At 57.4% G+C, this 24,079-nt stretch carries 22 protein-coding genes; 5 read left to right on the top strand and 17 right to left on the bottom strand.

Annotated elements, in window-relative coordinates; all coding sequences use genetic code 11:
* Positions 1–62: 62 nt before the first annotated feature.
* Complete coding sequence (locus OHL22_RS07000) at positions 63–197, bottom strand: hypothetical protein (protein WP_263334776.1); 135 nt, start codon at positions 195–197, stop codon at positions 63–65.
* 123 nt (positions 198–320) lie between these two features.
* On the opposite strand from OHL22_RS07000, the gene OHL22_RS06995 reads away from it, so the two are divergent.
* Positions 321–1,451, top strand: coding sequence for a Gfo/Idh/MocA family protein (locus tag OHL22_RS06995; protein WP_263334774.1), 1,131 nt, complete (start codon positions 321–323; stop codon positions 1,449–1,451).
* Between the two features lie 146 nt (positions 1,452–1,597).
* Here OHL22_RS06995 and OHL22_RS06990 read toward each other — a convergent pair whose 3' ends face one another.
* The 4 genes from OHL22_RS06990 to OHL22_RS06975 all read right to left on the bottom strand — a co-directional run bounded on the left by OHL22_RS06990 (position 1,598) and on the right by OHL22_RS06975 (position 8,224).
* Positions 1,598–4,102: an ABC transporter permease gene (locus tag OHL22_RS06990; RefSeq protein WP_263334772.1), complete on the bottom strand. Its 2,505-nt coding sequence runs from the start codon at positions 4,100–4,102 to the stop codon at positions 1,598–1,600.
* 339 nt (positions 4,103–4,441) lie between these two features.
* A complete protein-coding gene (locus OHL22_RS06985; RefSeq protein WP_263334769.1) occupies positions 4,442–5,770 on the bottom strand; it encodes a Gfo/Idh/MocA family protein in 1,329 nt (442 codons plus the stop codon).
* A 205-nt stretch (positions 5,771–5,975) separates the two neighbouring features.
* Positions 5,976–6,929: a TIM barrel protein gene (locus OHL22_RS06980; RefSeq protein ID WP_263334766.1), complete on the bottom strand. Its 954-nt coding sequence runs from the start codon at positions 6,927–6,929 to the stop codon at positions 5,976–5,978.
* A 77-nt stretch (positions 6,930–7,006) separates the two neighbouring features.
* The gene (locus OHL22_RS06975) at positions 7,007–8,224 is read right to left on the bottom strand and encodes a nucleoside permease (protein ID WP_263334764.1); all 1,218 of its coding nucleotides are present in this window, start codon (positions 8,222–8,224) and stop codon (positions 7,007–7,009) included.
* A gap of 743 nt (positions 8,225–8,967) precedes the next feature.
* Between OHL22_RS06975 and OHL22_RS06970 the strand changes: the two genes are divergently transcribed.
* Positions 8,968–9,930, top strand: a complete 963-nt coding sequence (locus OHL22_RS06970) for an alpha/beta hydrolase (RefSeq protein WP_263334761.1) — start codon at positions 8,968–8,970, stop codon at positions 9,928–9,930.
* Positions 9,931–10,169: 239 nt separating this feature from the next.
* Complete coding sequence (locus tag OHL22_RS06965) at positions 10,170–10,325, top strand: hypothetical protein (protein WP_263334759.1); 156 nt, start codon at positions 10,170–10,172, stop codon at positions 10,323–10,325.
* Positions 10,326–10,369: 44 nt separating this feature from the next.
* Here OHL22_RS06965 and OHL22_RS06960 read toward each other — a convergent pair whose 3' ends face one another.
* From OHL22_RS06960 to OHL22_RS06950, 3 genes are all read right to left on the bottom strand, one after another.
* Positions 10,370–10,828, bottom strand: coding sequence for a DUF4177 domain-containing protein (locus OHL22_RS06960; RefSeq protein ID WP_263334756.1), 459 nt, complete (start codon positions 10,826–10,828; stop codon positions 10,370–10,372).
* A gap of 120 nt (positions 10,829–10,948) precedes the next feature.
* Positions 10,949–11,845 carry a hypothetical protein gene (locus tag OHL22_RS06955; protein WP_263334755.1) on the bottom strand — a complete coding sequence of 299 codons (897 nt, stop codon included), beginning with the start codon at positions 11,843–11,845 and terminating at the stop codon, positions 10,949–10,951.
* Positions 11,846–12,317: 472 nt separating this feature from the next.
* Complete coding sequence (locus OHL22_RS06950; RefSeq protein WP_263334752.1) at positions 12,318–13,247, bottom strand: sugar phosphate isomerase/epimerase family protein; 930 nt, start codon at positions 13,245–13,247, stop codon at positions 12,318–12,320.
* Positions 13,248–13,390: 143 nt separating this feature from the next.
* Here OHL22_RS06950 and OHL22_RS06945 point away from each other — a divergent pair, with 143 nt between their 5' ends.
* Positions 13,391–14,374: a sugar phosphate isomerase/epimerase family protein gene (locus tag OHL22_RS06945; RefSeq protein WP_263334750.1), complete on the top strand. Its 984-nt coding sequence runs from the start codon at positions 13,391–13,393 to the stop codon at positions 14,372–14,374.
* Positions 14,375–14,438: 64 nt separating this feature from the next.
* Here OHL22_RS06945 and OHL22_RS06940 read toward each other — a convergent pair whose 3' ends face one another.
* The 5 genes from OHL22_RS06940 to OHL22_RS06920 all read right to left on the bottom strand — a co-directional run bounded on the left by OHL22_RS06940 (position 14,439) and on the right by OHL22_RS06920 (position 20,072).
* Complete coding sequence (locus OHL22_RS06940; RefSeq protein WP_263334747.1) at positions 14,439–14,642, bottom strand: hypothetical protein; 204 nt, start codon at positions 14,640–14,642, stop codon at positions 14,439–14,441.
* Between the two features lie 112 nt (positions 14,643–14,754).
* A complete protein-coding gene (locus tag OHL22_RS06935) occupies positions 14,755–17,487 on the bottom strand; it encodes a TonB-dependent receptor (RefSeq protein WP_263334745.1) in 2,733 nt (910 codons plus the stop codon).
* Between the two features lie 216 nt (positions 17,488–17,703).
* Entirely contained in the window at positions 17,704–18,081 is a 378-nt protein-coding gene (locus OHL22_RS06930) for a hypothetical protein (RefSeq protein WP_263334743.1), read from the bottom strand.
* Between the two features lie 121 nt (positions 18,082–18,202).
* On the bottom strand, positions 18,203–19,624 hold the full coding sequence (locus tag OHL22_RS06925; RefSeq protein ID WP_263334741.1) for a hypothetical protein: 1,422 nt from the start codon (positions 19,622–19,624) through the stop codon (positions 18,203–18,205).
* 121 nt (positions 19,625–19,745) lie between these two features.
* Positions 19,746–20,072, bottom strand: a complete 327-nt coding sequence (locus tag OHL22_RS06920; protein ID WP_263334739.1) for a hypothetical protein — start codon at positions 20,070–20,072, stop codon at positions 19,746–19,748.
* Between the two features lie 248 nt (positions 20,073–20,320).
* On the opposite strand from OHL22_RS06920, the gene OHL22_RS06915 reads away from it, so the two are divergent.
* Entirely contained in the window at positions 20,321–20,986 is a 666-nt protein-coding gene (locus OHL22_RS06915) for a hypothetical protein (protein ID WP_263334737.1), read from the top strand.
* Positions 20,987–21,091: 105 nt separating this feature from the next.
* On the opposite strand, the gene OHL22_RS06910 is transcribed toward OHL22_RS06915, so the two are convergent.
* The 4 genes from OHL22_RS06910 to OHL22_RS06895 form a co-directional block, all read right to left on the bottom strand.
* A complete protein-coding gene (locus OHL22_RS06910; protein WP_263334735.1) occupies positions 21,092–21,745 on the bottom strand; it encodes a DsbA family protein in 654 nt (217 codons plus the stop codon).
* A 107-nt stretch (positions 21,746–21,852) separates the two neighbouring features.
* A complete protein-coding gene (locus OHL22_RS06905) occupies positions 21,853–22,497 on the bottom strand; it encodes a DsbA family protein (RefSeq protein ID WP_263334733.1) in 645 nt (214 codons plus the stop codon).
* Positions 22,498–22,562: 65 nt separating this feature from the next.
* Positions 22,563–22,685, bottom strand: a complete 123-nt coding sequence (locus OHL22_RS06900) for a hypothetical protein (protein ID WP_263334731.1) — start codon at positions 22,683–22,685, stop codon at positions 22,563–22,565.
* Between the two features lie 60 nt (positions 22,686–22,745).
* Positions 22,746–23,573 carry a DODA-type extradiol aromatic ring-opening family dioxygenase gene (locus OHL22_RS06895; RefSeq protein ID WP_263334729.1) on the bottom strand — a complete coding sequence of 276 codons (828 nt, stop codon included), beginning with the start codon at positions 23,571–23,573 and terminating at the stop codon, positions 22,746–22,748.
* Between the last annotated feature and the right edge of the window lie 506 nt (positions 23,574–24,079).

Raw genomic sequence — 24,079 nt, 5'->3', positions numbered from 1 at the left:
GCGCAATCCGTAAAGCTGAGGAGCGGACAGCAACCGGCAGCGGAGATGGAGTCGGCCTCGATTTACGTGAATGCAATCTTTACTTCGAAATCGACACGCAACATTTCGTTACGCTTGAGCCGTGCCGCCGTACCGTGGCCGAAGTATATCCGATTGGGACCGTTTCCATCCTCCGCAATTCCACCACAATCTCTCATCTGCAACTTTTCTCCAGGACACACGTCCGTTGCCATAGCGAGCCTCGGGGAATAGGATTGGTATCGGTTCCATCGCCCGGAAATCGCGCCTACACCCACTTCCTGTCAAACATGAGGTCTCCCGTGCATCGAATTCTTCGCGCAGCTCTCGCTCCCGCCCTGGCTCTTTCGCTCACTCCACTCTTCGCTTCCGCCGGCGCTCCCGTAGCCGCCAACACTCCCGTGCGAGTAGCCATCATCGGGCTGGTGCATGACCATGCCCTGGGGCTGCTGCACGCGCTGCCCACCAACAGCAGTGTTCAACTCGTCGGCATCGCAGAGCCCGATACCAAGCTGGCCGAGCAGTACGAGCACCGCTTCCATCTCGACCACGCCCTCTTCTACACCGATATGAACACGATGATGGACAAGCTCCATCCCGACGCCGTTCTCGTCTACACCGACATTCTTGACCACCGCAAAGTCATCGAGGCCGCCGCCCAGCGCGGCATTCCCTCCATGGTCGAGAAGCCGCTCGCCACCACCGTCGAAGACGCCCTCGCCATCCGCAAAACCGCTCTTGAACACCACGTCCAGGTTCTCGTCAACTATGAAACCACCTGGTACTCCAGCAATGCCGAAGCCATCCGCGAAGCCAACGATGGCAAGCTCGGCACCATTCGTCGCGTCGTCGTCCACGACGGCCACGAGGGGCCAAAGGAGATCGGCGTCAGCCCCACATTTTTTGGCTGGCTCACCGACCCGGTCAAGAACGGCGCAGGCGCCATGTTCGACTTCGGCTGCTACGGCGCGGACCTGATGACGGTGCTTATGCACGACGAAACACCAGTCAGTGTCACCGCAGTCGCTCTCCAGGACAAGCCCAACATTTACCCCAAAGTCGAGGACGACGCCACCATCATCGTCCGCTACAAGGGCGCAGAGGCCGTGCTGCAGCCCTCATGGGCATGGAGCTTCGCCCGCAAAGATATGGAAGTCTACGGCGACAAGGGCTACGTCGTAACCGAAGCCAGTGATCACATGCGCGCTCGCTACGTCCCCGAAAAGGCCGAATCGCAGGTCAATGTTCCCGCCCTAGAAAACGGCCAGCAGGATTCGCTCGACTACCTCGCTGGCGTCCTTCACGGTCAGATCCAGCCCGACCACGACCTGACCTCGCTGCCAACGAACATGATCGTGGTTCAGATTCTCGCAGCAGCCCGCGAATCCGCCAAAACCGGCCGCACCGTCATGCTCAAGCCACTGGCCGAGTAGTCATTAATTCTGTAAGGTTGTCATCCTGAGCGTAGCGAAGGATCTGCTTCTTTCGGGAATTCGGGTGCCCCATCCTTGACGCGTTCGTTGCGGAAAGGGTGGGAATCACCACCGCCTGAAGCCGCGGCCACACCAAGCCCTGTTAACTACTCATCCCGCAGCACGCACATAGGATCCACCGTAGCCGCCCGCCACGCAGGCTGCAGCGTGGCCAGCAGCGCCACCAGCAGCACCCCCGCTACAGCAATACCATACGCCACCGGATCGAACCCTGCCACCTTGCCCAGCAGCGTTCCCATCACCCGCATCAGCGCCACGCTCAAAGCCGCTCCGCACACCACCCCTATGGCAGAAATCATCAGTGCACTGCCCACCACCGACCCCAGCACCTGCCCGCGCTGCGCGCCTAAAGCAAATCGCAGAGCAAACTCAAACCGCTTCTGCGCCACGGTATAGGCTGTTACGCCAAACATTCCAACCACTGCCAGCAGAATGCTCACCCCCGCAAAGCTGCCAAACAGCAGCGTGCGAAAGTGCTGCGCCCGCTCGCTCTCACCCACATCCTCACGCATGGTGGTGGTCTTCACCGCGACCTGTGGATACTGCCGCTTCAGCAACTGTGTCAGCGTCAGAATCATCGCGCCCGTATCGGCATGCGTCCTTACTACCACCTGCATCTCCGACGCAGAAAAAGGATGCTGCGTCACCGGCACATAGATAGTCGGCGCGGGCAGACTGCCCGGCGAATCCTGCCGCACATCGCCCACCACGCCCACAATCGTCATCCAGTCTCCGCTCGAGTCCCAGCCACACATGATCTGCTTGCCGATCGGATCAACCCCCGCAAAACTCTGTTGCACCATCGATTCGCTGATCAACAGCACCTTTTCCGACCCTTGCCCATCCGCATCGGTGAAGTTTCGACCTTTAAGCAATGGAATCCCCATCGTCGCCAGATAACCCGGCGTCATCGACGTGATGTTGGCATCCGGAAGCTTCGCGCCCGGCTCGAATTTGCTGACCCCGTGCACCGCATAGGACACATCGGAGCCCGCGGGCCGCATCGGTGCACTATAGATCGCATCGGCGCCAGCCACTCCCGGTATCGCGCGAATGCTTTCCAATAGCGAATGAAGCGCCTGCACATCCATCGTCACTGCCTGTGCAATCGCCGCCTGTTGTTCCTTTGTGGGCTGTGAATTCGGTATTTGAGCCATCAGCAATGGCAGCACATGACTCGTCATATGCGTGTCCAGCACCACCAGCTTCTCTGGCGAGAAGCCAAGATCCTGCTGTGCTTGCGCAATTAACTGCCGCACCAGCAGAATCGCCGCCACGCTCAGCATCAGCGTCAACGCTACCTCGCCCACAACCAGAGTCTGCCGCAATTTCCCTGATCCGCGGCTTTCCATTCCGCGCGCCGCATCCTGTTTTATCGCCGAGGCAGGATCAACCTGCCAGCTTCGCCACAGTGGCAGCAGCGCCGTAGCCGCCATCGTCACCAAGCTGATCAGGAATGAAAACAGAATCACGTCCAGATTCAAATGCACATCCCCAAGTCGCGGAATCTCCGGCGGAGCCATCCTGATCAGCAGCTTCAGTGCCGGCATTGCCACCAATATGCCGGCCACGCATCCAGAAACAGCCAGCACCAGCACCTCAAGCGCAGCGCGGCGCGCCAGCACCCATCGCGAAGCTCCCAACGCTGTCCGGATCGTAATCTCGCGCTTCAATTGCGTTCCACGTACAAGCTGCAAATGAGTAATATTGGCGCACACAATCAGCAGCAGCACGCCCACCGAGCCCATCAGCAGCCGCAGCACCGGCTTGATCTTGCCCACAATCTGCTCTTGCAGCGGCACTGCTTCCAACGCTTTTCGTTTGTCTTCTGGATAGGCCCTGGCCAGTTGCTTCGACAGTGTGTCCATCTCTGCATTCAACTGCTCGGCGCTGACTCCGGGTTTAACTTTCCCGATAGCGCGCTGATTATATGCAGACCGCGCGGCAATTTCCGGCACGGACGGTGCCTCCAGCCAGACCTGCGCCTTGTCCGGAAAACCAAATCCATCCGGCAGCACTCCGACAATCGTCCGCAGCTTGCCGTTGTTTGTCAGCGTCTGACCCAGTGCCTGTGCTGCGCCGCCAAAGTTTTCACGCGCAAAGGCATTCGAAACCATCGCCTCCGTTGGATCCTTGACGTTCTCCTTGCCATGAGCCGTTACCTGCCCCGTCGTCGCGAGAAAGATCCGCCCGGCCACCGGCTCCACGCCCATTACCTGGCCAAACTCCGGGCTCACATTGGCGATACGCAGATAGAGCGTCCGTCCTCTGACTTCAAGGCCGTCATCAAACGCTCCCTGGTAATACGCCGAATATTCCAGCGACTGCATGTGTTGCGACAAATCCGCATAATCGCCACCACCCAGCCGCGGAATCGCGCGATGCTCATCCAGAAACCGCGTGTTCAGTCCATAAATCCGGTCGGCATCGTGATAGCCAAGAGGCCGCAGCAGCACGCAATCCACCATCGTAAAGATCGCCGCATTCAGGCCAATGCCCGCAGCCAGCGTCAGAATCACCGCGATCGTAAACGCAGGCGACCGCCGCAACTGTCTCCACGCCAAACGCAAATCCTGCCAAACTGCGTACATGCCAAGCCTCCTCATTTGGATTCAACGGAAAGGGAACGGAAAGCAAACCGAGAAATCAAGTAAAGTACTAGCTGCAACCCAAACGCCATTCGGCGCACACTGCTTTCCTTGCACTTCCGGTACGTAAGCGGCATCTTCTATGTTCAAAAACAAAACGAGGCGTCCGCTTCCGGACACCTCGTTAGACCGCTGAAATCTCTGCTTTGAAAGGGCACGAGTTTACTCGTGCCCTAAAAGCCACAAATAAACGCGGCTTCAGCCGCTGAGGGATGTATTACCGATTGCCCTAGGTCTCGCTTTTGAGACCTGAGACAACGCGGAAATCTGACGGTCGCAGCATTACCCCTTCTCCACAATCTTCATCGCCACCGGATCCCAGTGCACGACTGCATCGCGTTCGTAGCTGAGATTCGAGAGCAGCGCCGCACCCGCCGCACGGAAGCCAAAAACCGCATCCTCCACTACTGGCTTGCGCGTCCGCACTGCTTCAAAGAAGTTCGCGAAGTGATCATAGCTATCCGAATAACCCGGCGGCACATCATACATCTCTTCGTTCTGGTAGCTCTGGCCCGTATGCTGCGGCGGATACTTCTTGTCATACTGCGCAAGCAGCCGCGCCTGCATCGCTTCCGTGAACGTATTCACCGTGTATCCCGGTCCCTTTTCACGCGGCGAACGATGCACCGACACACCCTTCCAACTGATCTCCATCGTGCCTTCCGAACCGGCAAACAGGAAGCCTTCACTTTCCTCGCCTCCGTCCACAAAGTTCACGCGCAGATTCAGGTTGAAGCCTTCGGGATAATCGAAGATACCCAGCATCACATCCGGTACATCGCGCCCATCTTTCCAGTAGCGCAGCGCACCGCTTGCCACGGCCCGCGTCGGTCCCTTCGAGCTGGTGATGAAATGCGTGCCGCTGAAGAGATGCACGAACAGATCGCCCGCAACGCCCGAGCCATAAGCCTTCCATTTACGCCACTGGAAAAAGTGTTCCGCATTCCACGGAATCTTCGGCGCCGTACCCAGAAAGCGCGGCCAGTCGCAGGTCTCCGGCGAAGCATCCAGCGGAACCGTGTAGTTCCACGCGCCAATCGATGAGTTACGATCCCAGTACGCCGTAATCATGTTCAACTGGCCGATCGCTCCCGACTCCAGCAGTTCCTTCGCCTTGATGTATATCTTTGAGCTCACGCGCTGGCTGCCGATCTGAATGATCTGCCCCGTCGACTTCGCTGTTTCGATAAACTCCGGGCCATCCGAGTACAGATGGATCATCGGCTTCTCGCAATACACATCCTTGCCCGCCTTCATTGCGTCCACGGCAATCTGCTTATGCCAGTGGTCAGGCGTTGCAATCAGTACTGCGTCCACATCCTTCCGCTGCAGAATCTCCTCATAACGTTTTGTGGTGAAGATGTCTTCGCCCCACAGCTCCTTACTGTGTTCCAGACGCCCTTCATAGCAGTCGGAAACAGCTACCAGTTTTACGCCGGGTACTTCCAGCGCTGTCTTTGTATCGCCCTGTCCCTGGCCACCTGCGCCGATCAGAGCGAGTTGAATGTGATCGTTGGCTGAGATCGTGCGTGCGCCTTCCATGGGCGCTGAAGCCAAGGCATGCAATTTGGTTCCGGCAATAGAGCCTGCCGCAATACTGGCAGTCTTCAAAAACTTCCTTCGATTGATTTCAAACATCTCCTCTGCAACCCCTCCGTTGTTTTTTTCTACTGTTGTGTCTGCCTTCCAATAATTCAATAACGCAAATTGTTTGTGTCTTAAGCTTTGTTGTTTTTGCTTTTGTTCTTGTCTCTCTTGCCTGTCATCCCCGAAGGGGATCTGCTTTTCCCTGACGAAGCATCACACTCGCCTCTGCCTAACTCCACTTCTGCAGATACGCGTAATCCACCTTCGCCGACGCCATCTGCGACACAGCAAAAGGAGCTTCCTGTTCCACAAAAATATGCTTGATCCCCACACTTTTCGCCGCGGCAAAAATCGGCCCATAGTCGATAAACCCAGTCCCGAGATCCGTCCCCAGTGGGCGCCCCTTGCCCATCAGGTCTGTCGTCGGCGCTGCAACCGGCTTGAAGTCCTTGATATGCAGCATGCGGAACCGTCCCGGATATTTCGCAAAATACTCTGGCGGATTGCCTCCGGCTACCACCATCCAGCCGCAGTCCACCTCAAACTTCACTAGCTCCGGATCGGTCTCTTTCAGCAGAACGTCATATCCGGGGCCGCCATCCGGCATCTTCACAAACTCGAAATTGTGGTTGTGATAGGTGTACTGTAGCCCCGCCGCCTTCGCCGCCTTGCCCACTACATTCATGCGCTCGGCAGTGCGTTTGAAATCATCCAGTCCCATGGGCGCCATCTTCGGAGCCGGAATCTTACCGCCACTATCCATGGCAGCCTTCACCGCTTTCATAAACTCGGGACTGAATGATCGCAACACCGAGCTCACCGCATAGTGCGCGCCCAACGCATGTGCCTGATCGAACTGCTTGCCAAGGTCGCCCTCGGCGAGCTGCAAATGAGCGCTCGGGCACTTCAAGCCCGCATCATCAATCAGCTTGCGAAAAGCTTCAGTCGTCATTCCAGCCTGCGAACCCGCCGACTCCACTTCGCGATACCCAATGCTGTAAAGCTCCTTCAGCGTCCCCGCCGGATCGTCATGCAGCGGCTTGCTCACCGCGTAAAGCTGAATGCCGATCGGCAGCCCCAGCGGATTCGCCCATGAAGCTCGCGGCAAAGCCGATAACGCCACCGCGCCCGCACCGGCATATGCCGTGCGCGACAAGAAATCACGTCGTGAAATCGCGTTCATCAAGGTGCCCTCCCTGGCCGAATATTTGTGTCGTGCAAAAAACAAAGGCAGCACATCACGCTGCCTCAAACTTGCTCTTACGGAGTCTGCGGCTCAAGCGCTGGATCGATCACCACGCGCCCCTTCGCTCTATCCGAGAACGTCACCAGGAACAGCAGCAGAATCGCGCCAGCCCCCGCCGCAGGCACCAGCCAGATCGCCGGCCAGTTATGCTGTGTCGCGCTCGTCGAGTAGCGCTGTACCACCGCCCCCGAAATCCACGAGCCGACAAACATGCCCACGCCATACGTCAGGAAGGTGATCAATCCCTGCGCCGCGGCTCGCAGCTCCTTTTTCGCCTTGCGGTCGATATAGATCTGCCCCGTCACAAAGAAGAAGTCGTAGCAGATGCCATGTAGCACGATGCCCACCCACAGCATCCACATGCCCGCATGCGCATTGCCGTAAGCGAAGCACAGATACCGCAGCACCCAAGCCGACATGCCGGCCACCAGCATGTATTTCACACCCAGCCTCCGGAAGAACCACGGAATCAGCAGCATGCAGATCAGTTCCGACATTTGCCCGCCCGACATCTTGCCCGCGGCATTCGTCACGCCGATCTCGTTCAGAAACGGATTCGTAAACGCGTAATAAAACTGCAGCGGAATGCAGATCAGGAACGAAGCAATCGCAAAGATAGCCATCGATCGCTCTGCCAGCAGCTTGAACGCATCCACAGGGAAGACCGACGCCAGCGTTAGTTCATCCGCCGTCTTCAGCGGAGGCGTATCTGGCAGCGTCAGGCAATAAATGCCCATCAGAACCGAGCATCCGGCCGCAATCTGCATCGGCACCGCGGTCGCCTCAATGCGCAGCGACCCAATCGTCAGCCCGGCCACAATCCATCCCGCCGTGCCCATCACGCGAATCGGCCCAAACTCAGTCTGCGGATCGCTCATCTGCCGGAACGCCAGCGAATTCGTCAGCGCCATCGTCGGCATGTAGCACAGGCAATAAATCAGCACCAGGCTGTAAAGACCGGTGAATTGCACCTGCCGCGCCGCCAGGAAAAGCACGATGCCGCCAAATCCATGCAGCACAGCGAGTAAGCGTTGTGTAGCAAAGAACCTGTCCGCCACCAGCCCGACAAAGAATGGCGAAACCATCGCGCCAATCGCCGTAGCGCCTGCCGCCACGCCAGCCTCTGTGCCTGAGAAGTTCAGCGTTTGCGAGAGCCAGGTCGTAAACGTCACATACCAGGCGCCCCAAATGAAGTACTCCATAAACATCATGAGGCCCAGGCGGCCTCGCATCGTCCAATTCATGCGTCCCCGGCCGCGGCTGCCCGCCACTCATGCTGTACTGCGAGCTTTCTAGTCGGCTGCAAGCCAAGATAAATCATGGGCCATACTTCCGGTAAATGAATCCTCTATTGGGTAGTGGGTCGGTTTGAAATTTCCCTCGGGAACAATGCTGAAACGACTAAAAGAACCACTACTGCGAAGAAGCATTTATCCAGTCCCATGTCTGTGTCCCAAAGAGCCGCGATATTCTCCCCATAAAAATGAAGCTCAACATATAAATGCGTGATAAGAAGCAATGCTGCTGCGATTGCAGTAGCGCGAAAAGACAATTTAACCAGTAGCAGAGATGGAGCCAGAAGTGTCCATGCGAAGGTGTGCGGCCAGCATTGGATTGCGGAGGGTCCGGAGCATAGTCCCATAAAGGCCGTACCCCAAAAGGACACATACAAACTGAAAGAGACTGCGATAGCAAACACTGTCCAGCGAGCGCGGTCTCTAAGGTTCATGCCAGCCATGCTACCGCAGAAGTTCGTCTACTGACGCCGGGTGCCTCATGTCTATCCGCGTCTTGTGTGGAGAGATGTTGGTCCAAATTCGTGCGAAAGCACGAATCACCGTTGCTTTTTGTCTGCACCCCACCGAAACCGGTGCTTCCCGACGAACATCCACGCTCTACACTCTTCCTTGAATCCCCGGTTGCCATCCTCACGCGGGGCTGCAATCATGACAGCGTTCATTCTTCAGGGGGCAACTTGGCGCGTAAACCACTCCTAGCTCTCGCAGCAGCCGCTGCGTTCTTCGCTATAACGTCATATGCACAAAAACCCGCATGGCAGCCCGCCCCCGGCCATAAAGAGGTCCGCCTTTGGCCCGGCGCCGCGCCAGATGGCCCCGTAACCTCCGGCTCTGAAGTCGACACCACCGGCCCCGGCAACAACAACCTCATCGCCGGTAAGCCCCTGATCCGCCTCGGCAACGTTAACGATCCCACCATGACGCTCTACGCGCCCAAAGGCAAAAACACAGGCGCAGCCGTCGTCGTCTTCCCCGGCGGCGGCTACCGCATCCTCGCCATCGATCTCGAAGGCACAGAAGTCTGCGCGTGGCTCAACGCCGAGGGCGTCAGCTGCATTCTCGTCAAATACCGCGTCCCCGGTACAGATCAAAAGTTCGCCGCCACCGGCCCCTATCCCAAATCCAAGGCCGCGCTCGAAGATGCCCAGCGCGCCGTCGGTCTAGTCCGTAGTCACGCTGCAGAGTGGCACATCGATCCCAACCGCATCGGCGTCCTCGGCTTCTCCGCTGGTGGTCATCTCTCCGTAGCCCTAAGCACCCACTACGACAAGCGCCTATACACCCCCATCGACGCAGCCGACCAGCTCTCCTGCAAGCCCAACTTCGCAGTCGTCATCTACCCCGGCTATCTGGCCGACACAGAACACAGCATGCTTGACGAACTCGACATCCATCCCGACGCCAACAACCCGCCCACCATCCTCGTCCAGGCCGAAAACGATCCGGTCCACGTCGAGAACGTCACCACCTATTTCCTCGCGCTAAAACAGGCAAAAGTCCCCGCCGAGCTGCACATCTACACCGAAGGCGGCCACGGCTACGGCCTGCGCCCCCAAGCCAACTGGCCCGTCACCGCATGGCCGCATCTGGTAGACAAATGGCTGCACACAATTCATATGCTGGGGGCAGTTCAGCCTTAGCTAACATCTCAACGCTGAGTTAGTTACCGTAGAGGGCTTTTTCGAGGGAGCAAGTCTTCAACTATTCTGAATGAGTGAATGTCTTGTTTGTTTGCAGTCGGAATAGACTCCGTAGCCCTACCGCTGAAACTGTATTTTCCGGCTATCCCAGGATAGCTACGGCATCTGCTGGAACCGCTGCGGATGCCGAAAATGTGGTCTCAGCCGATTTGGTCGAGTGGGCGGACATGATTTTCGCGATGGAAACAGCGCACAAGAACAAGCTGAAACAGCGATTTCCTCACCTGCTCAAAGACCGGAGAGTGATTGTACTTGGCATACCTGATCGCTACACATACATGGACGACGAACTGGTAGCCACGCTTAAAGAAAAAGTAGCTTCTTACCTGAGTTAGCGCGTATGGCCACTCACGATTCCGATATGACAATGAACGGGCAATCAAGGCTTGATCCGTTTAAACACCCACTGATCGTTTGTTGTCATTCCGCCCGCAGAGAAACCGCTGAGCGAGCTCGCCTCCGACACCGGCAGCGTCAGTCCCAGCGGGCTTTTATTCGTATTCAGCGTCATGCGCATGCCATCGGAGTAAGGCGTCACACTAACCAGCTCCCATCCCTGCGCTCCAAGCTCCGCAAGCTTCGTTCGCAGCGCACCCCACCCATCCTCTCCCGGAGCAGGCAGCGCCCTGCCGTCTTCGTACCACTTATCCACGCCGGTCACGTAATTGTCTTTCCATCGAAACGACCGCTCGATCACCTTGTACTCCCACACCTGTTTTGCCGCCGTCCCATCCGCAGCCAGCACCACCGGTTGTCGTCTCCAGCCCTCGCCCACGAGCGCCACAAGCGATAAGGCAATCACCGCCAGAAGAAACTTGGTAAATCTGTCGCTTTGCATGCAAGCACTATAGACCAGCTTCTCTAAAACAATGCGTATTTACTGACTTCGTTGCAAAAGCCAAAAGGCGCCTGCAATTCCATGCAAGCGCCCTCGGTTCCTTCGAGTATTTCGCGTGATCTATCCCGCCGTCTGGATCTCCAGATCATCCGCCAGCTTAAACCGCACAATCGACTCCGAAGGGATCACCAGATCACGGTTACCCGTCAGGCCCGCGCCCGCTGTTCCCGCGCCCGCGCCAGCCAGTCCGCCAATCAGAGCCCCACTGCCGCCACCGGCAACGCCGCCCAGCAGCAACCCAAGGCCGGTTCCGCCTCCGATGAAAGCGCCCGTGCGCTTGCCCTTGCCCTTCTTCGAACGCTGCACGCTCTTCGTATCCAGCGGATATTCTTTGCCGTTCAGCGTCAACGATGTCAGCCGCAAATCCAGATGAGCCGCACCCTTGAAATGTCCGGCAGCCTTCGCAAACACCACCTTGCCCGTCACCGGCGCACCCTTCGGAATCACCGCATTGCCCGCGCTATCCATCACCGGGTCCACCACCTCACCCGTAAACCGCTCGCCCGCATGGCTCCTTCTTGCACTGAGCCGCTCATTGATGCGGATAGTCAGCGGCGTTCCGGCGGCAACCTCAATCGTTGGAGGCGGAGCAGGTGCAGGAGCAGGCTGTGGTGTAGCGGAACCTGCCGTCTGGCCGCCCGATGCGCTCGCATCGCTACCCGTTGCGCCGCTGCTCGTAGCGGCGCTGCTCGCAGCCGTACCCGCAGCAGGTTTCGGAGTGACCGTCGTTGTTACCGCGCCTTCCTTCTGTCCCGGCGCAGGCGGCTGCACTGTCGTCGTTACCGTATTACCATTGCTGTCCGTCGTTGTAATCGTCTGCGGCTGGCCCGTCTTCGCGGCCTGTGCCTGCGCCTGATCAATTGCCTGCTGTTGTTTCGACTTGCAGCCAGCCGCTCCCAGTGCGATCACGGCTGCTGCTACAAACAGAGAGATTTGTGCTCGGGGGGAAATCTTCATTTCTATATCCTCGTTCTGCGGCCCTCATGATTTCGTATCGCATTGAAGCCGCTGGAATATCAACATTCTTTCGCGTCAAACCAATAGCCGCCTGTACACAATTGCACCTCAGTCGTCACGCTTCACTCAGGCTTGCGTTGTACGTATTCAGCTACATACAGCTAATCTCACCTCTCTCCGATGCTCCAGCACAATAAAGTGAAGCGCAATTTTCCACGGGATAGCAATCACAGGCGTTACTGCCGTCACAATTCAGCGTAGTTAGGCGCCTTACTTTGCCATCGGCGTTCTATAACGTATCCGAATACACATCAATCCATCCCGCTGTAGCCCAAAGACTTCGCCAAAGTAGAAAAGGGAGCTTCAACGAAGCCCCCCTTTCCAGCTTGTTCCTTTATATCCGACTTAGGCGTGTGAATAATCTAATATACAAACCACAAATCACTATCCACTGCGCACTGTCCACTGCTAACTAATCCTCATACCCCATCCCATTCAGCACACCCCGCATATAAGCAAAGCTCTTGATCATCCCCGGCAGCGGATCATCCGCATGAATTTCGTACTCCAGATCCGCATAGCCGTTGTACCCAATCGCGTGCAGCGCCTCAAAGATGCCGCGTATCGGTATCTTTCCATCACCCACCGCCACCTGGCTCTCCTTCACCTTCAGGTCGGCCAGATCCTTCATGTGCAAATCAAACAATCGCGGCCCCGCCTTGTGAATTGCCTCAATCGGATCAGTTCCCGCCCGCTCCGTATGTCCCACATCGATGCACAACCCGATGCGCTTATCCATGTGTTCCACGGCCTTCAACACATCCAGAGGTGAAGGCCATTCCTTATCCTCCGGCCCGTGGTTGTGAATCGCCAGCCGCATGTCGTACTCCTTCACAAAGCTCTCCACATCCGGCAGCACCTCGCGCGTCGGCGCGCCGATGATCAGCGAAACACCAGCTCGCTGTGCATAGTCAAACTTCGCGCGAATATCGGCACTGTCCTTCTTCTGGAAATAGATAACCCCCGCTGATGTCAGCTCAATGCCCGCAGCCTTATATGCGGCAACTGCTTCCAGCGTGGCAGACGGTGGCGACATCGGCAAATGATCCTTCGCATCCTTCGCGTTCAGCCACTTCACATTGAGCTGCTTCATACCCTCAATCACATGTGCGCGGTCCAGCTCGTGAAACGAGTAACTGCACACGCCAAGCCTGATTTTCGGCTTGCCCTCACTCTTCGCCATGCCACTCATCGCGCCAGCCTTCAGGCTTAAGCCATCGGAACCAAGCGCACATGCCGCTGCGGCTGCCATCGCTCCCGTTCGCAAAAATCCTCTGCGGCTAGTTGCCTGCAAATTCATCGCGTCCATCTTCACTGCATCCGTCACCGTTGCATTCCTCATGGCCGGGATACTAAACTTGCTTCGCTGATTTTGTCCAGTCTTCGAACTAAATTCACTAAACCGCAACTTCACGGCTTTCAATACGCCATTCCATTCGCGACTATCCGCACGCCTCAACCGTCTTTCCCTGTGAGGATTCATCGATGTCACCTACTTCTCGCCGTACTTTCCTCAAAGCCGCAACTGGTACCGCTGCTGCCTTTACACTCGCTCCCGCTCTGCGCGCCGCTACCTTCGCGTCGCCCTTTCGCGTAGCCGTCATCAGCGACGAAATATCGCGGGATTTCGACCATGCCTGCTCCGTCATCGCCAATGACTTCGGCCTAAGCTGGGTCGAGCTGCGCGGCATGTGGGGCAAAAACATCATGGACCTCGATGACGCCGATATCGCCAAAGCCAACGCCGTCCTCGACAAGTACAAGCTGCGCGTTACCGACATCGGTAGCCCACTCTTTAAAGTTGATTGGCCCGGCGCGCCGGTCTCCAGCTACAGCCCGCAAAAGAAAGAGAAGTCCGACACCTTCAAAGCTGACTTCACCTTCAAGCAGCAGCAGGAAGTGCTCGAAAAGAGCATCGAGCTGGCCAAGAAATTCAAGACCGACCGCGTCCGCTGCTTCGACTTCTGGCGTCTCGACAATCAGGCTCCCTATCGCAAATCCATCGACGAGAAGCTCATCGAAGCCGCAGGCACAGCAGGTAAGCACAACATCCTTCTCGTCCTCGAAAACGAATACGAGTGCAACACCGCCACCGGCCGCGAAGCCGCCCGCACCCTCGCCGCCGTGCAGTCGCCGCACCTCAGGCTCAACTGGGACCCCGGAAACGCTGTAGCCCGCGGCGAGCTCGACGCCTTCCCCGGCGGATGGGATGCTCTGCCCAAAGACCGCATCGGCCATTGCCACGTCAAATGCGCCGTCTCTAAACCCGGCACCAAATCCGGCTTCGAGTGGGCTCCCGTAGGCGGTGGACTGCCTGACTGGGTCGCCCAGTTCAAAGCGCTCAAAGCTATCGGCTATCACCAGGCCGTCAGCCTCGAAACCCACTGGCGCGGCGCAGGCACCCCCGAAGCCTCCACCCGCATAAGCTGGGCCGGCATGAAAAAGGCTCTGGAACAAGCGCAAGCTTAGTACTTGCGCCCAGATTGTGACTTAGTCGATGCTCGGGTGCCTCTGAGAAGCTCGGGTTCCGTTTTCAGTCAGAAATGATATCGCCGGGGAAGGTCAGGCCAAGCCAGGTGCCAACCGCCATGGCAATGAGGATGGCGACAATCCAGGGCAAGAGGCTGATCAGTTCGTCGCGAGTGAAGTGAACCGCGAACGAATCTTTGCGGAGCTTGCCATACCAGACGGTTTGTTTTTGAAGAGCCTGACGGATGACGCGCATGGTGGGCTTCATGGGGTTCTCCGTGGAGTCTTGCCTTCGGTGGTGGTGCGTGCTCTGGTGGCGCCCCATTCATTCGCAACATGCTCCGAAAGAAATAGGGCGCCCCGGTTGCGGTTGACTTCCGTTAGAAGTGGAAGGCCACTTCAGCGGTCATGGCTCTTGGGGTCAGGTAGTGTGTGCCTGAGAAGGTAGAGAGGAAGTTGTAAAGCGCGTATTTGTTCGCGATGTTGATGGCGGTCAGGCGCAGACCGAGACGATAGCGGTCGTTTTCACCGAACTGCAGGATCCGGTCATCCCCGAGGCTCATGTCGAAAACATTGCGCGGCTGGATACGGGGCGGGTTAAGGTCATCATCCTCGGTGCCTGCCGCGGGGATCTTGACCAGATTAGATGTGTATTGCGAAGCCAGGCACTGCGTGAGGCCAGCGGTACGCGTGGCACGAACTCCGTCGCAGGTAATACCGGCCTGGAACTGCTGGTCAGGGCTCAGACCAGAGAGATTGACGCCCGGCTGCCCATTAATGGTGATGGAAGTAGCACCGCAGCCACTGTTGGGATCGGTGATGCCGTAGCAGGGCACTGCTCCGGCGACGAGGCCTGAGTCATAGCGCCAGTTGAAGGCGTAATAGAGGCTCTTGCGGAATGGCATTGCATATTCGAAGTGCGTGGTTTCGTTGAAGTGCTCGTCGTGATCGATACGGAAGGGGAAGTTGCTTCCTGCGATGCCGGGAGTGGCCCCCACGCCTCCAATCTGCGGATTGAAGAAGCGGGCCGCTACAGATGAGGCATTGAAGCGGACCGAAAGGCCTTTCCAATCGGTGAAGGTGGCGCTCATGGCAACACCGGGAATCTTGGAGTTATGCCACTCGATCGGGAAAGTGATAGGGGTGGTGCCAAAGACGCTGAAGTCGTAGGCGTTGTGAGTGTATTTCCATAGGTATTCGCCATTGAAAGCGAAGTGGCGTCCGATCGACTGGCCGAAGCCCGCGTGGAATTCATTGCGGAAGCCGGGGTTGAACGGCGTGACTGCTTCCTGCGCGCAACTGCCTGCGGGAAGGGTGGCGAAGATGCTGAAGACGACCGGATCGGCGCAGCCGGTAGAGGAGAGCACCAGGTTTTCGTTGAAGGGCGTCTCCTGGGTGCGAGCGTAGGAGATGCGCAGTACCGTGTGGGTTTTGTGCGCGTTGTAAGAGATGCCTGCGCGAGGTTCAGCCTGACGCTGGACGGTGAGCCCGTTGTAGAAGTCACCGCGAAGGCCGAGATTAAACTGCCAGTCGCCTGCGGTGATCTGGTCTTCACCGTAGAGGGCAAGCTCTTTCACATCAGTGCGGCCGTGCCATCCATAGTCCGATCCGCCCTGCGTCAGGTCATACGGAGCGAGGATGGGGTTGTAGTTGGGGTTGGGAGTGGCTGCCGCTGTAGTGCAGCTTGCAGGGTTGCCGTTGGCGTCGAGGCACTGCGGGTTAACAGAGGGATCGATGATGCCGACGTAGTCGTTTTCGCGCAGGAACGTTTGCTCGTAGGTGGCTCCGAACTTGGCGCTATGGATGCCGCGAACATAGGAGATGTCGCCATGGGCGCCCGTGTTGGTCAGGGTGCGGTCCTGTGTGACGGTCTCCTGCTGCTGATCCAGAGCGTAGTCGGCGAATGGATTGTTACTGGGGTAGTAGTTGTAGGCGTCGCGGCGGAAGTAGAACCCGAGATTGGCGACGGAGTTGGGATTAAGGATATGCGTCCAGGTAGGAGCAACGTTAATGGTCCCGATCTTGGAGCGCTGGTCTGTGTCACCGATGTTGTTGCCCGAGGGATCGAGGACGCCGACGTTTTCGAAATCGTTGGGTGTCTGGAACCAGGATCGCGTGTATTGCGCGTTAAGGTGCACAGAGTCGTGGTTGGAGAAGTTGTAGTCAACGCGGTCGAAGAAATTTTCTTCGTTGCCCTTGTCATGGAAGACAGAGAACTCGGGAGCGTCCAGAAAGCGTCCGCTCTCGAGAGCGTCAGCGGCGATGAAGTTGCCCCAGTTCGTTCCGCCGTATGCGGTGTCGAAGGCAACATCGCTTGAGCCGAAGGATCCATAAGAGAAGCGCACGTTGCCGGTGGGGGTGGTGATGCCCTGGCCCGAGCGAGTCGTGACTTTGACGACGAGCGAAGTCTTGTCGCCAAACTCGGCCGGTGGTGCGCCATCGATGACCTCAAGCGACTGCACAGCGGCAGCGGGCACCTGATTGGAGAAGACCTTGCTTTGCTGATCGGTGATCGGCTCGCCGTCGATGCTGAAAGAGTTTTCTGCGTGGTCGCCAAGGCCGTGCATGAGCCCGTTGGAGTCGGCAGCGACGCCGGGCGAGGCCAGCGTGACGATCGAACTCAAAGCACTCGACGGGCTCTCGACCGGCAGGCGGTCGATTACGGAGCGGTCGATATCGGCGTGGAAAGTTGGATCGCTCTCGACCAGCTCCGGACCTGCGTCAACGCTGACGGTAGTGCTGGCGCCAATCTGCAAAGTGACAGAAATGGTTTGCGGAACAGATGTTTCAACGTCGAGGGTCTTGCTCTGCGCCTGGAAGCCGGAATTGGTGACGACGAGTTGGTAAGGATTGAAAGGCACGTTGGGGAAACGGAAGGTGCCGTCAAAGCCAGTCTTCACCGTGTGGGAGTAACCGCTGACCTGGTTTTGCAGAGTAACGGTAGCGCCCACGATGGCTGCGCCCGTTGGGTCTTTGACGGTGCCCGTGAGAACGCCCGAGGTGCTCTGCGCAAGAAGTGCCACAGGGAGAACGGTTGCAATAAGAGCGAGGATGAATGCATTTCGCAGGCAATATGCGAATAGGAAACGACTGCGACGATTGGCCGCCTTCATAAAGACTCCTGATCTCTTCGTCCGCGATGAGCTGCGGACGAGACGGATGGACGAATGCGCGAACTCCTGCGGAGCGCGAGCGATTCGGTGTTCTGGAATATCCGATGGAGAGATATGGAGCGAGTCCGGAGTTTGCGTGAGTCGGCGAAGCATATTCAGACGCGGAATGAACGGCGCGTCTGAACAGCTCAGCGGAACGGAAACTCGGAATTCGCTTTAGAGGAGGCAGGGCGGAGGACGGCTGAAAAGGCAGAAATGCCAGAGCTGCGCGATCGGCCGCTGCTGGAAAAGAGTAGCTGCCAGGATGGCAAGCAGCGCTGTCGCGATGGCGATGACAACGGTGCCGATCAGCACCGAGTGCATCGTGACGCAGAGGAGACAGGTCTCTTCGCTGCCAGGGAGATTCGAATGCGGGCCGTGGTGCGCCGCTACGACGGTCGTCGGACCGCTGGCGCTTGAGAGGCCGAGAGTATGGTTATGTGCGACGCCTGCGAAGCTGACGCTGACAAGCAGGAACAGGCACACAGCTGCGCGTATGGCCAGCCATTGAGGCAGGCGTGCGGCGAGCGTGTGCTTGTGAGTACCAAATCGCATTGGAATGAGTCGGAATCGAGCCGGAGTCTGGCAGGAGAACCGGCCGATTCAAAATTCTCTCACATGATAGTAGCTCAGGATTGCACGGATGACTCGTGCAGACGACCGTATTTTGCCTGATTCATGGAAGCAATCGAATGGTCTGGATAGCGATTTTTGCTCCGGATTGCATGCGTGTGAGGCCGGGAATGATGAGCATATCGATCTGGTTGAACTGGTTGATGTCGGCGTGCACGGGGATGGAAAACCGCAGGGTTTCGTGCGCTGGAGTGGCGTGCGTCTGCCAGAGATTGCCCTCGCTCGATTGAAGATGCTGAAGCCCAAGCAGAACCGGTTTGCCGGGATTGGCAGAGTTCGAAACCGACATGCTCAGGTCGAGTGCGCCGGGGCTTTGGTCGCGGTTTTCGAGATCGATTTCAATTGCATGGCAGCAGGTGAGCGGCAGCGGCGAGTCAAGGCGCTGATGAGCCTGCATAAGCAGCGGGATGTGCAGCACGGAGTGAACGTTAGCCACGAGCGGGCTCTCGCGGGCAATATATGCGCCGGGTCCGGGGCCGGAGTCGGGCGGCTGAAAATACCAGTATTCACCGTCGAACTGGATGACGAGGGGCTTGTTGAGATGTGTACCCTGCAGCAGTGGTTGCGTGGGGTGCGGAGCGAAGAACTGCTGCTTTTGCGGTGCGGTGAGCAGGATGATGCTGACGTGGCCGGAAAGGCCAGCCGGTACGGGTGGATGGTGAAGCTTCGGTAGATCTGTGGCTCCGCCGTGGCCAAGACCCATGCCCCAGAGATGGAGATCGTGACCGGCGCCGGCGAGCATGGCGAGCGCGGTCACGATAAGGGCAGGGATGGCGGAGCGGGCCTGGCCAAGATTGATGGAACGCAGCTTGAGGCTGTACTGGGCCGCGTTGGAGGCAGGTGTGCGGTTCCACGCGAAGACAAAGGCGGCGAGCGCGAGGAATGTGCAGGCAAGAAAGAGCCATCCGCGGGTTAGGACGAGAACAGCGGCGTAGACGCAGATGGCGACAGCATAGCCCGACCATTCGGCGCGCGCGGTCCGCAGGGACTGGGCGAAGAGGGTATGGTCGAGCTGCTCTGACGCCGCAGGTAACTCGGGAGTGAGTGCAGCAGGGCCCTCGCGACGAAGTGAGAACGCAAGGATGGCGGCCCCGGCAGCAGCGACGGCAGGGGCGAATGCGGAGTCTTTGCGGAAGAGCAGAACGATGGCGGGAATCCAGTACCAGCCGCGGACGGTGCTTTGCAGCAGCGCCGGAAGCCCCGATGCAATGCTGGATGCAGAGCGGGCGTAGGAGCGAACCCAGTAGAGATAGCTGCCAGTGGTGCCAAAGAGGGCCGTGGCGGTCAGATACGCACCTGCGAGCAGGACCACGGTCATCTGAGAGATGCTTGTCTGCGGCGAGCGGCAGAGGAGCATTGCCGCGGACAGCGCCGCGAAGAGGCCGGCAAAGATGGCTGTCCAGAGAGAACGGCGTTGGCGGCTGGTATCGAGGAGGAAGTTGGACTCGGGGCCCGCGGTGACCATGATGCTGCGATGTTAGGACGAAAGTCTTCAGCACACAATGGATTTATTCGGAGCGAAAACTGAGTCGCGCGATTTGGTTAGTATGACTCAGCTCTGATCGCCTGGAAGCTGCGAAAGCTCATTAGCGATGCGCGGCGGCCATAAAGAAAACAATAGCTGCCGAAGCGAGGACGGCGAAGCCCCAGCGCTCCATGAACGGGATAGGATCTGCGATTGGCTTGGGTGCGAAGAGTGGAGCAACCTGTCTTTTCTCAAGCAGTGCTCCACGGCTGCAGTTAGTGCAGGCGGCGATGTAGCGGCGGCCGGTGATGAACCCGAAGATCCAGTAGAGATGGAAGTAGGAGTAGTTGACGATGATGTGGAATGGGCGGTCGCCGCACTGCGAGCAGTGATAGGTGCCGATGTTAAGTAGTGGATGTACGCGCTTGCCCCAGCCATAGAAGATCATTGTGATTCTCCACGCAAAAGGATCGAGGCGGTTGCCTCTGTCCAGATAAGCGGAGATGAACTGAGAGAGTGCGCAAAGAAAACAATTCCCATTCGTCAGAGCACATTCAAAGCAGGATAACTGCAGGCGTGTAGCCAGTCGATCAGTGCTTTCCGATTGGCTGCCGGGTTGTGTTAGTCTTCGAGAACACTCCCTCAATTGAGTTTCGGCGTTGTTCTTCAATTGCTCCAATTTACGAGGAGAATTACGTGGGCATTGTGAGATTTCTTGTTTTGACAGTTTTATTATTAGGAGCTTTTAACGCTCTACTGCAGATTGCCCACGTGTCTGGGGAGGTCCAAATTGCAATCCTCGTTTTGTTTTGGATATTGTCTTTATTTGGCAAATATCTTGTTGGAACCGTTGAGTGTATACAAATTGTTTCCCCCGGATTTGAACGTAGAATCCAACATCGATATCGTTCTCAATTAAACCAATTGCGAGATTTGGAATTTAGCCCGTTATTTTCCCATGGCGAGGCTTTTCCACTGTATCGGCTTCTTCTGATTTACCCAGCTTTTCTTTTTACGATAATGGTGTTGAATCGAGAGGTGGCAAGCATAGAAGATGGATCAAAATTGGTGTTTGGATACTCAATTCTCAATTCGAGTGACAGAACTACATATGCCCACGCGCTCCAGTTTGGAGTTAAATATCACACACTTTTTCAAGATGATACGATTTTATTGACGAAGAACTTTGGTGCACGCAAAAAATACGATTCGGGTGTTGTTCTTCATATGTTGAAAAACGGAAGCATATCTGCCACATGGGCCGAGCACCAAAAGCAAGTCCAGTTACTGGAGGCAACCGGTAAGCAAATTAACCGCGAAATTAATTTTCAAAATTACTTGAAAATCTCACGTCTGGCATAAATAAAAGGATGGTGCGCACGCCCGAATGAGCGGACGCTACGATTTGAATCGAAAACGAGAAATGGCGTGTCCTAAGACACGCCATTTCTCGTTTCAGTAGCTCGTTTACTTGCTCGCGCGTGTCTCGGCCAAAGCAGCATCGATAAGCTGATAGAGCTTGGTACGATCAACCACTTCGACAAACGGCGGTGCGCCGTTGGTGTGGTTGGTAACGACCCAGATGGTAGGCGTGTGCTCAATTCCGACACGCTGACCAAGAGCGTAGTCTGCTTTGACTTCAGCGGTCAGTTTGCCCGTGGGATCGACAGCGAATGGCAGAGCGATACCGTGATCCTTGGCAAACTTTTCGGAGAAGCTGCGGAGATCATTCAACGAAGTCAGAGAGGATTGGCTGGCGAAAACTGCGTCGCGGTAGTCGTCGCCGATCTTCTTCGATTTCAGGTCGAACCAGCGCGCATTGACGGCGGCCTGGAAGCTCCAGGGATGGAAGCTGAGCGGAAAGTCGTGACGAACCCACGGAATCTTGTACTGCTCGGCAGCTTCCCTGAGCAGCGGATTAGCACGGGCGCAATCCGGACACTCCATGTCTTCAAACTCAACGATGGCAACGCGCGCTCCGGCGGGGGGCTTGAGAGCGGTAGCATCATGGACCTGTGTGCCCTGCGAGCCGGCGAACTGGGCGTGGGCAGAAAGGCCTGAAGAAAGGCTGATCAGGGCAAGGGCGGCAATCGAAAGAGGAATGAGACGAATTCGGGCCATATGCGTTGGACGGCGTCCTTTGAGTTTTATTGTAGCGAGAACACCGGCGTGACGCGCCGGGAATCGGCTGATGGCGGCGATCCGAACGGAGCCCCCTTGGCGAAGCCCTATTTGGCGGCTTTGGAGTCAGCCAGGGCCTGGTCGATAGTGGTGTAGAGATCGCGTTGCGGATCTTTGACTTCGGTATAGGGCGCCCCTTTGGTGGGGCTGGCGACGATCCAGATGGTAGGCGTCAGGTGGACGCCCAGCTTGAGACCGAGGGCCTGATCGGCTTTCACTTCGTCCGCGAATTTGTTCTGCGGATCGATGGGGCTGGGAAGCTGGAGCTTGTGAGCGGATGCGAAATCTTCAGTAAAGTTGTGCAGCACGCCGAGGTTGTAGATGGAGGACTGGTTGGAGAAGACGGCGTTGCGGTACTCCTCGCCGAGCTTTTTGGATTGCGAATCGAACCAGCGTGCGTCGACCGCTGCCTGGAATGCCCAGGGGTGCATCGAGAGCGGGAAGTCGTGGCGTACCAGGGGAATGTGATACTTCTCGGCAGCGGCGGTGACGGTTGAGTTCATGCTGCCGCAGAAGGGGCACTCAAGATCAGCAAACTCGACAATAGCGACGCGCGAACCGGCTGGCGGCCTCAGCGCTGCTGGAGTTGGAGACTGCGGCGTCTGCGCATTCACATTAGGCGTAACGGCAAAAAATGCGGCAAACGTGCCGAAGAGGAATGCACGGAAGTGAAGCTGAAAAGAAAAGGACATAGCGTTTGGACTGGGCCTCGCTGCGATTGTAACGGTGCAGGCGGGGGAAGGCGATCGCTATGATGCTAAGCGCGGCGGTCCCGGTCGTGTTCCGCCTGACGGCTGCGAAGCCAGCGTTTCCAGAGGTAGTCGGCATAGAGCGTGACACCGACGAGAACAAGAATGGTGAGGAGAAAAAGGTATTTCACGGCTGAGGACAGGATGGCATATCCGGGCGAGCTAATGTGAATGCGCCATCGTAACGCAGATCATCCCCAGCGGTAAGCAGAGATGGCGGCCAGCATAGGCGTGTCGTGGAAGACCTGTTTGCCATGGTCCGGCTGACCTGCTCCGGCAGCGACGATGAGCGGAATCAGGTGTTCCTCGCGGGGATGGGCAAAGCGGCCGCTCGGTGCGCTGGACCACTTCGTGAGAAGCGCGTGGCTTTCGGCAGGATGGGCTTGGACAGCGCCCGTTAGCCACTGGTCAAACTCTTCGGAGCGCGCGAGTGTATCCGCACCGAAGTAAGCGTGCAGGTTGTGAAAGCTCATACCGCTGGCAATGATAAGGACGCCTTCATCGCGCAGCGGAGCAAGCGCGCGGCCCACGGCGATGTGAAATGCAGGATCGAGAGAACTGGCCAGCGAAAGCGTAACGACCGGAATGTCTGCGGCTGGGAAGACTACTTTGAGCGGAACGAAGACGCCGTGGTCATAGCCGCGATCTGGGCTTGCCGCGACGGGCAGATTGGCCTGCTGCAGCAGGGACTGAACGCGCGCGGCCAGGGCGGGTGAACCGGGAGCGGACCAGGTGATCTGGTAGGTTTCCGGCGGAAAGCCGGAGTAATCAAAGATCAGCTCAGGATGGGCGGCGGTGCTGACGGTAGGGACGGATTCTTCCCAGTGGCCGCTGATAACCAGCAGCGCTTTGGGCTTTTCGGGCAGCGAGGCAGCGATGCTTTCAAGGAAGGCGCGGGTCTTATCCCATGTGTCAGCCGGACCCCAGGTCCAGCGCATGAAAAAACACGGGCCTCCGCCGTGGGGGAGGAAGATGACGGGCTGACGGTTGGTGGAGTCTGGCTTGGTAGTTTCGAGCATGGCGCACCTTGAAAATAGTTGTTGCAACAAATATTTTGATGAAGCAAAGTCCGCGATGGATGCGGATTATGTACGCGGCAATGCGACTCAAGGTGTTCCAGATCACATTGAGGGTCGTGCGCGGCTGTGATAGCCTTTCCGTTCTTAAGTGACGACGCATTTGTGGCCGCTGTATTACTGGCCGGTAAATGCGCCTGCCGGAGACGTCGGCATGACGATGGTCGGCAGAAGTAGCGGAGAATGGGTCGCTGGAGACAATGGCTTCGGTGGCCGGTCAGACGCCCCTTTGGACGCCGCAACGAAGTCCCTGTGGCTCGGGACGGTCTCTTTCCACGCACAGTTCTACGAATCAAGGTCTCGCAGGCGAGACATGGTGTGCCCACGCCGGGGAATCTTCAGTACGGATTTCCTCGGCTGTGGGCGGGCGGGTCATTGAACTTCCGGCGCTGAAAAAAAGCAGATCCTTCGTTTCGTATAGGATGACGAACATTGCGTCGAATTTAAGC

The organism is Acidicapsa dinghuensis (genome assembly GCF_025685685.1).
Classification (GTDB): domain Bacteria; phylum Acidobacteriota; class Terriglobia; order Terriglobales; family Acidobacteriaceae; genus Acidicapsa; species Acidicapsa dinghuensis.
This window is presented reverse-complemented; position numbering and strand designations above follow the sequence as displayed.

Bases quoted from the DNA above. Each gene is read 5' to 3' on its own strand.
- OHL22_RS06895 (WP_263334729.1), bottom strand. From the start codon at position 23,573: ATGCTCGAAACTACCAAGCCAGACTCCACCAACCGTCAGCCCGTCATC.
- OHL22_RS06910 (WP_263334735.1), bottom strand. From the start codon at position 21,745: ATGGCCCGAATTCGTCTCATTCCTCTTTCGATTGCCGCCCTTGCCCTG.
- OHL22_RS06955 (WP_263334755.1), bottom strand. From the start codon at position 11,845: ATGAAGATTTCCCCCCGAGCACAAATCTCTCTGTTTGTAGCAGCAGCC.
- OHL22_RS06960 (WP_263334756.1), bottom strand. From the start codon at position 10,828: ATGCAAAGCGACAGATTTACCAAGTTTCTTCTGGCGGTGATTGCCTTA.
- OHL22_RS06905 (WP_263334733.1), bottom strand. From the start codon at position 22,497: ATGTCCTTTTCTTTTCAGCTTCACTTCCGTGCATTCCTCTTCGGCACG.
- OHL22_RS06925 (WP_263334741.1), bottom strand. From the start codon at position 19,624: ATGGTCACCGCGGGCCCCGAGTCCAACTTCCTCCTCGATACCAGCCGC.
- OHL22_RS06950 (WP_263334752.1), bottom strand. From the start codon at position 13,247: ATGAGGAATGCAACGGTGACGGATGCAGTGAAGATGGACGCGATGAAT.
- OHL22_RS06940 (WP_263334747.1), bottom strand. From the start codon at position 14,642: ATGAAGCCCACCATGCGCGTCATCCGTCAGGCTCTTCAAAAACAAACC.
- OHL22_RS06945 (WP_263334750.1), top strand. From the start codon at position 13,391: ATGTCACCTACTTCTCGCCGTACTTTCCTCAAAGCCGCAACTGGTACC.
- OHL22_RS06935 (WP_263334745.1), bottom strand. From the start codon at position 17,487: ATGAAGGCGGCCAATCGTCGCAGTCGTTTCCTATTCGCATATTGCCTG.
- OHL22_RS07000 (WP_263334776.1), bottom strand. From the start codon at position 197: ATGAGAGATTGTGGTGGAATTGCGGAGGATGGAAACGGTCCCAATCGG.
- OHL22_RS06990 (WP_263334772.1), bottom strand. From the start codon at position 4,102: ATGTACGCAGTTTGGCAGGATTTGCGTTTGGCGTGGAGACAGTTGCGG.
- OHL22_RS06930 (WP_263334743.1), bottom strand. From the start codon at position 18,081: ATGCGATTTGGTACTCACAAGCACACGCTCGCCGCACGCCTGCCTCAA.
- OHL22_RS06965 (WP_263334759.1), top strand. From the start codon at position 10,170: ATGGAAACAGCGCACAAGAACAAGCTGAAACAGCGATTTCCTCACCTG.
- OHL22_RS06980 (WP_263334766.1), bottom strand. From the start codon at position 6,929: ATGAACGCGATTTCACGACGTGATTTCTTGTCGCGCACGGCATATGCC.
- OHL22_RS06975 (WP_263334764.1), bottom strand. From the start codon at position 8,224: ATGCGAGGCCGCCTGGGCCTCATGATGTTTATGGAGTACTTCATTTGG.
- OHL22_RS06920 (WP_263334739.1), bottom strand. From the start codon at position 20,072: ATGATCTTCTATGGCTGGGGCAAGCGCGTACATCCACTACTTAACATC.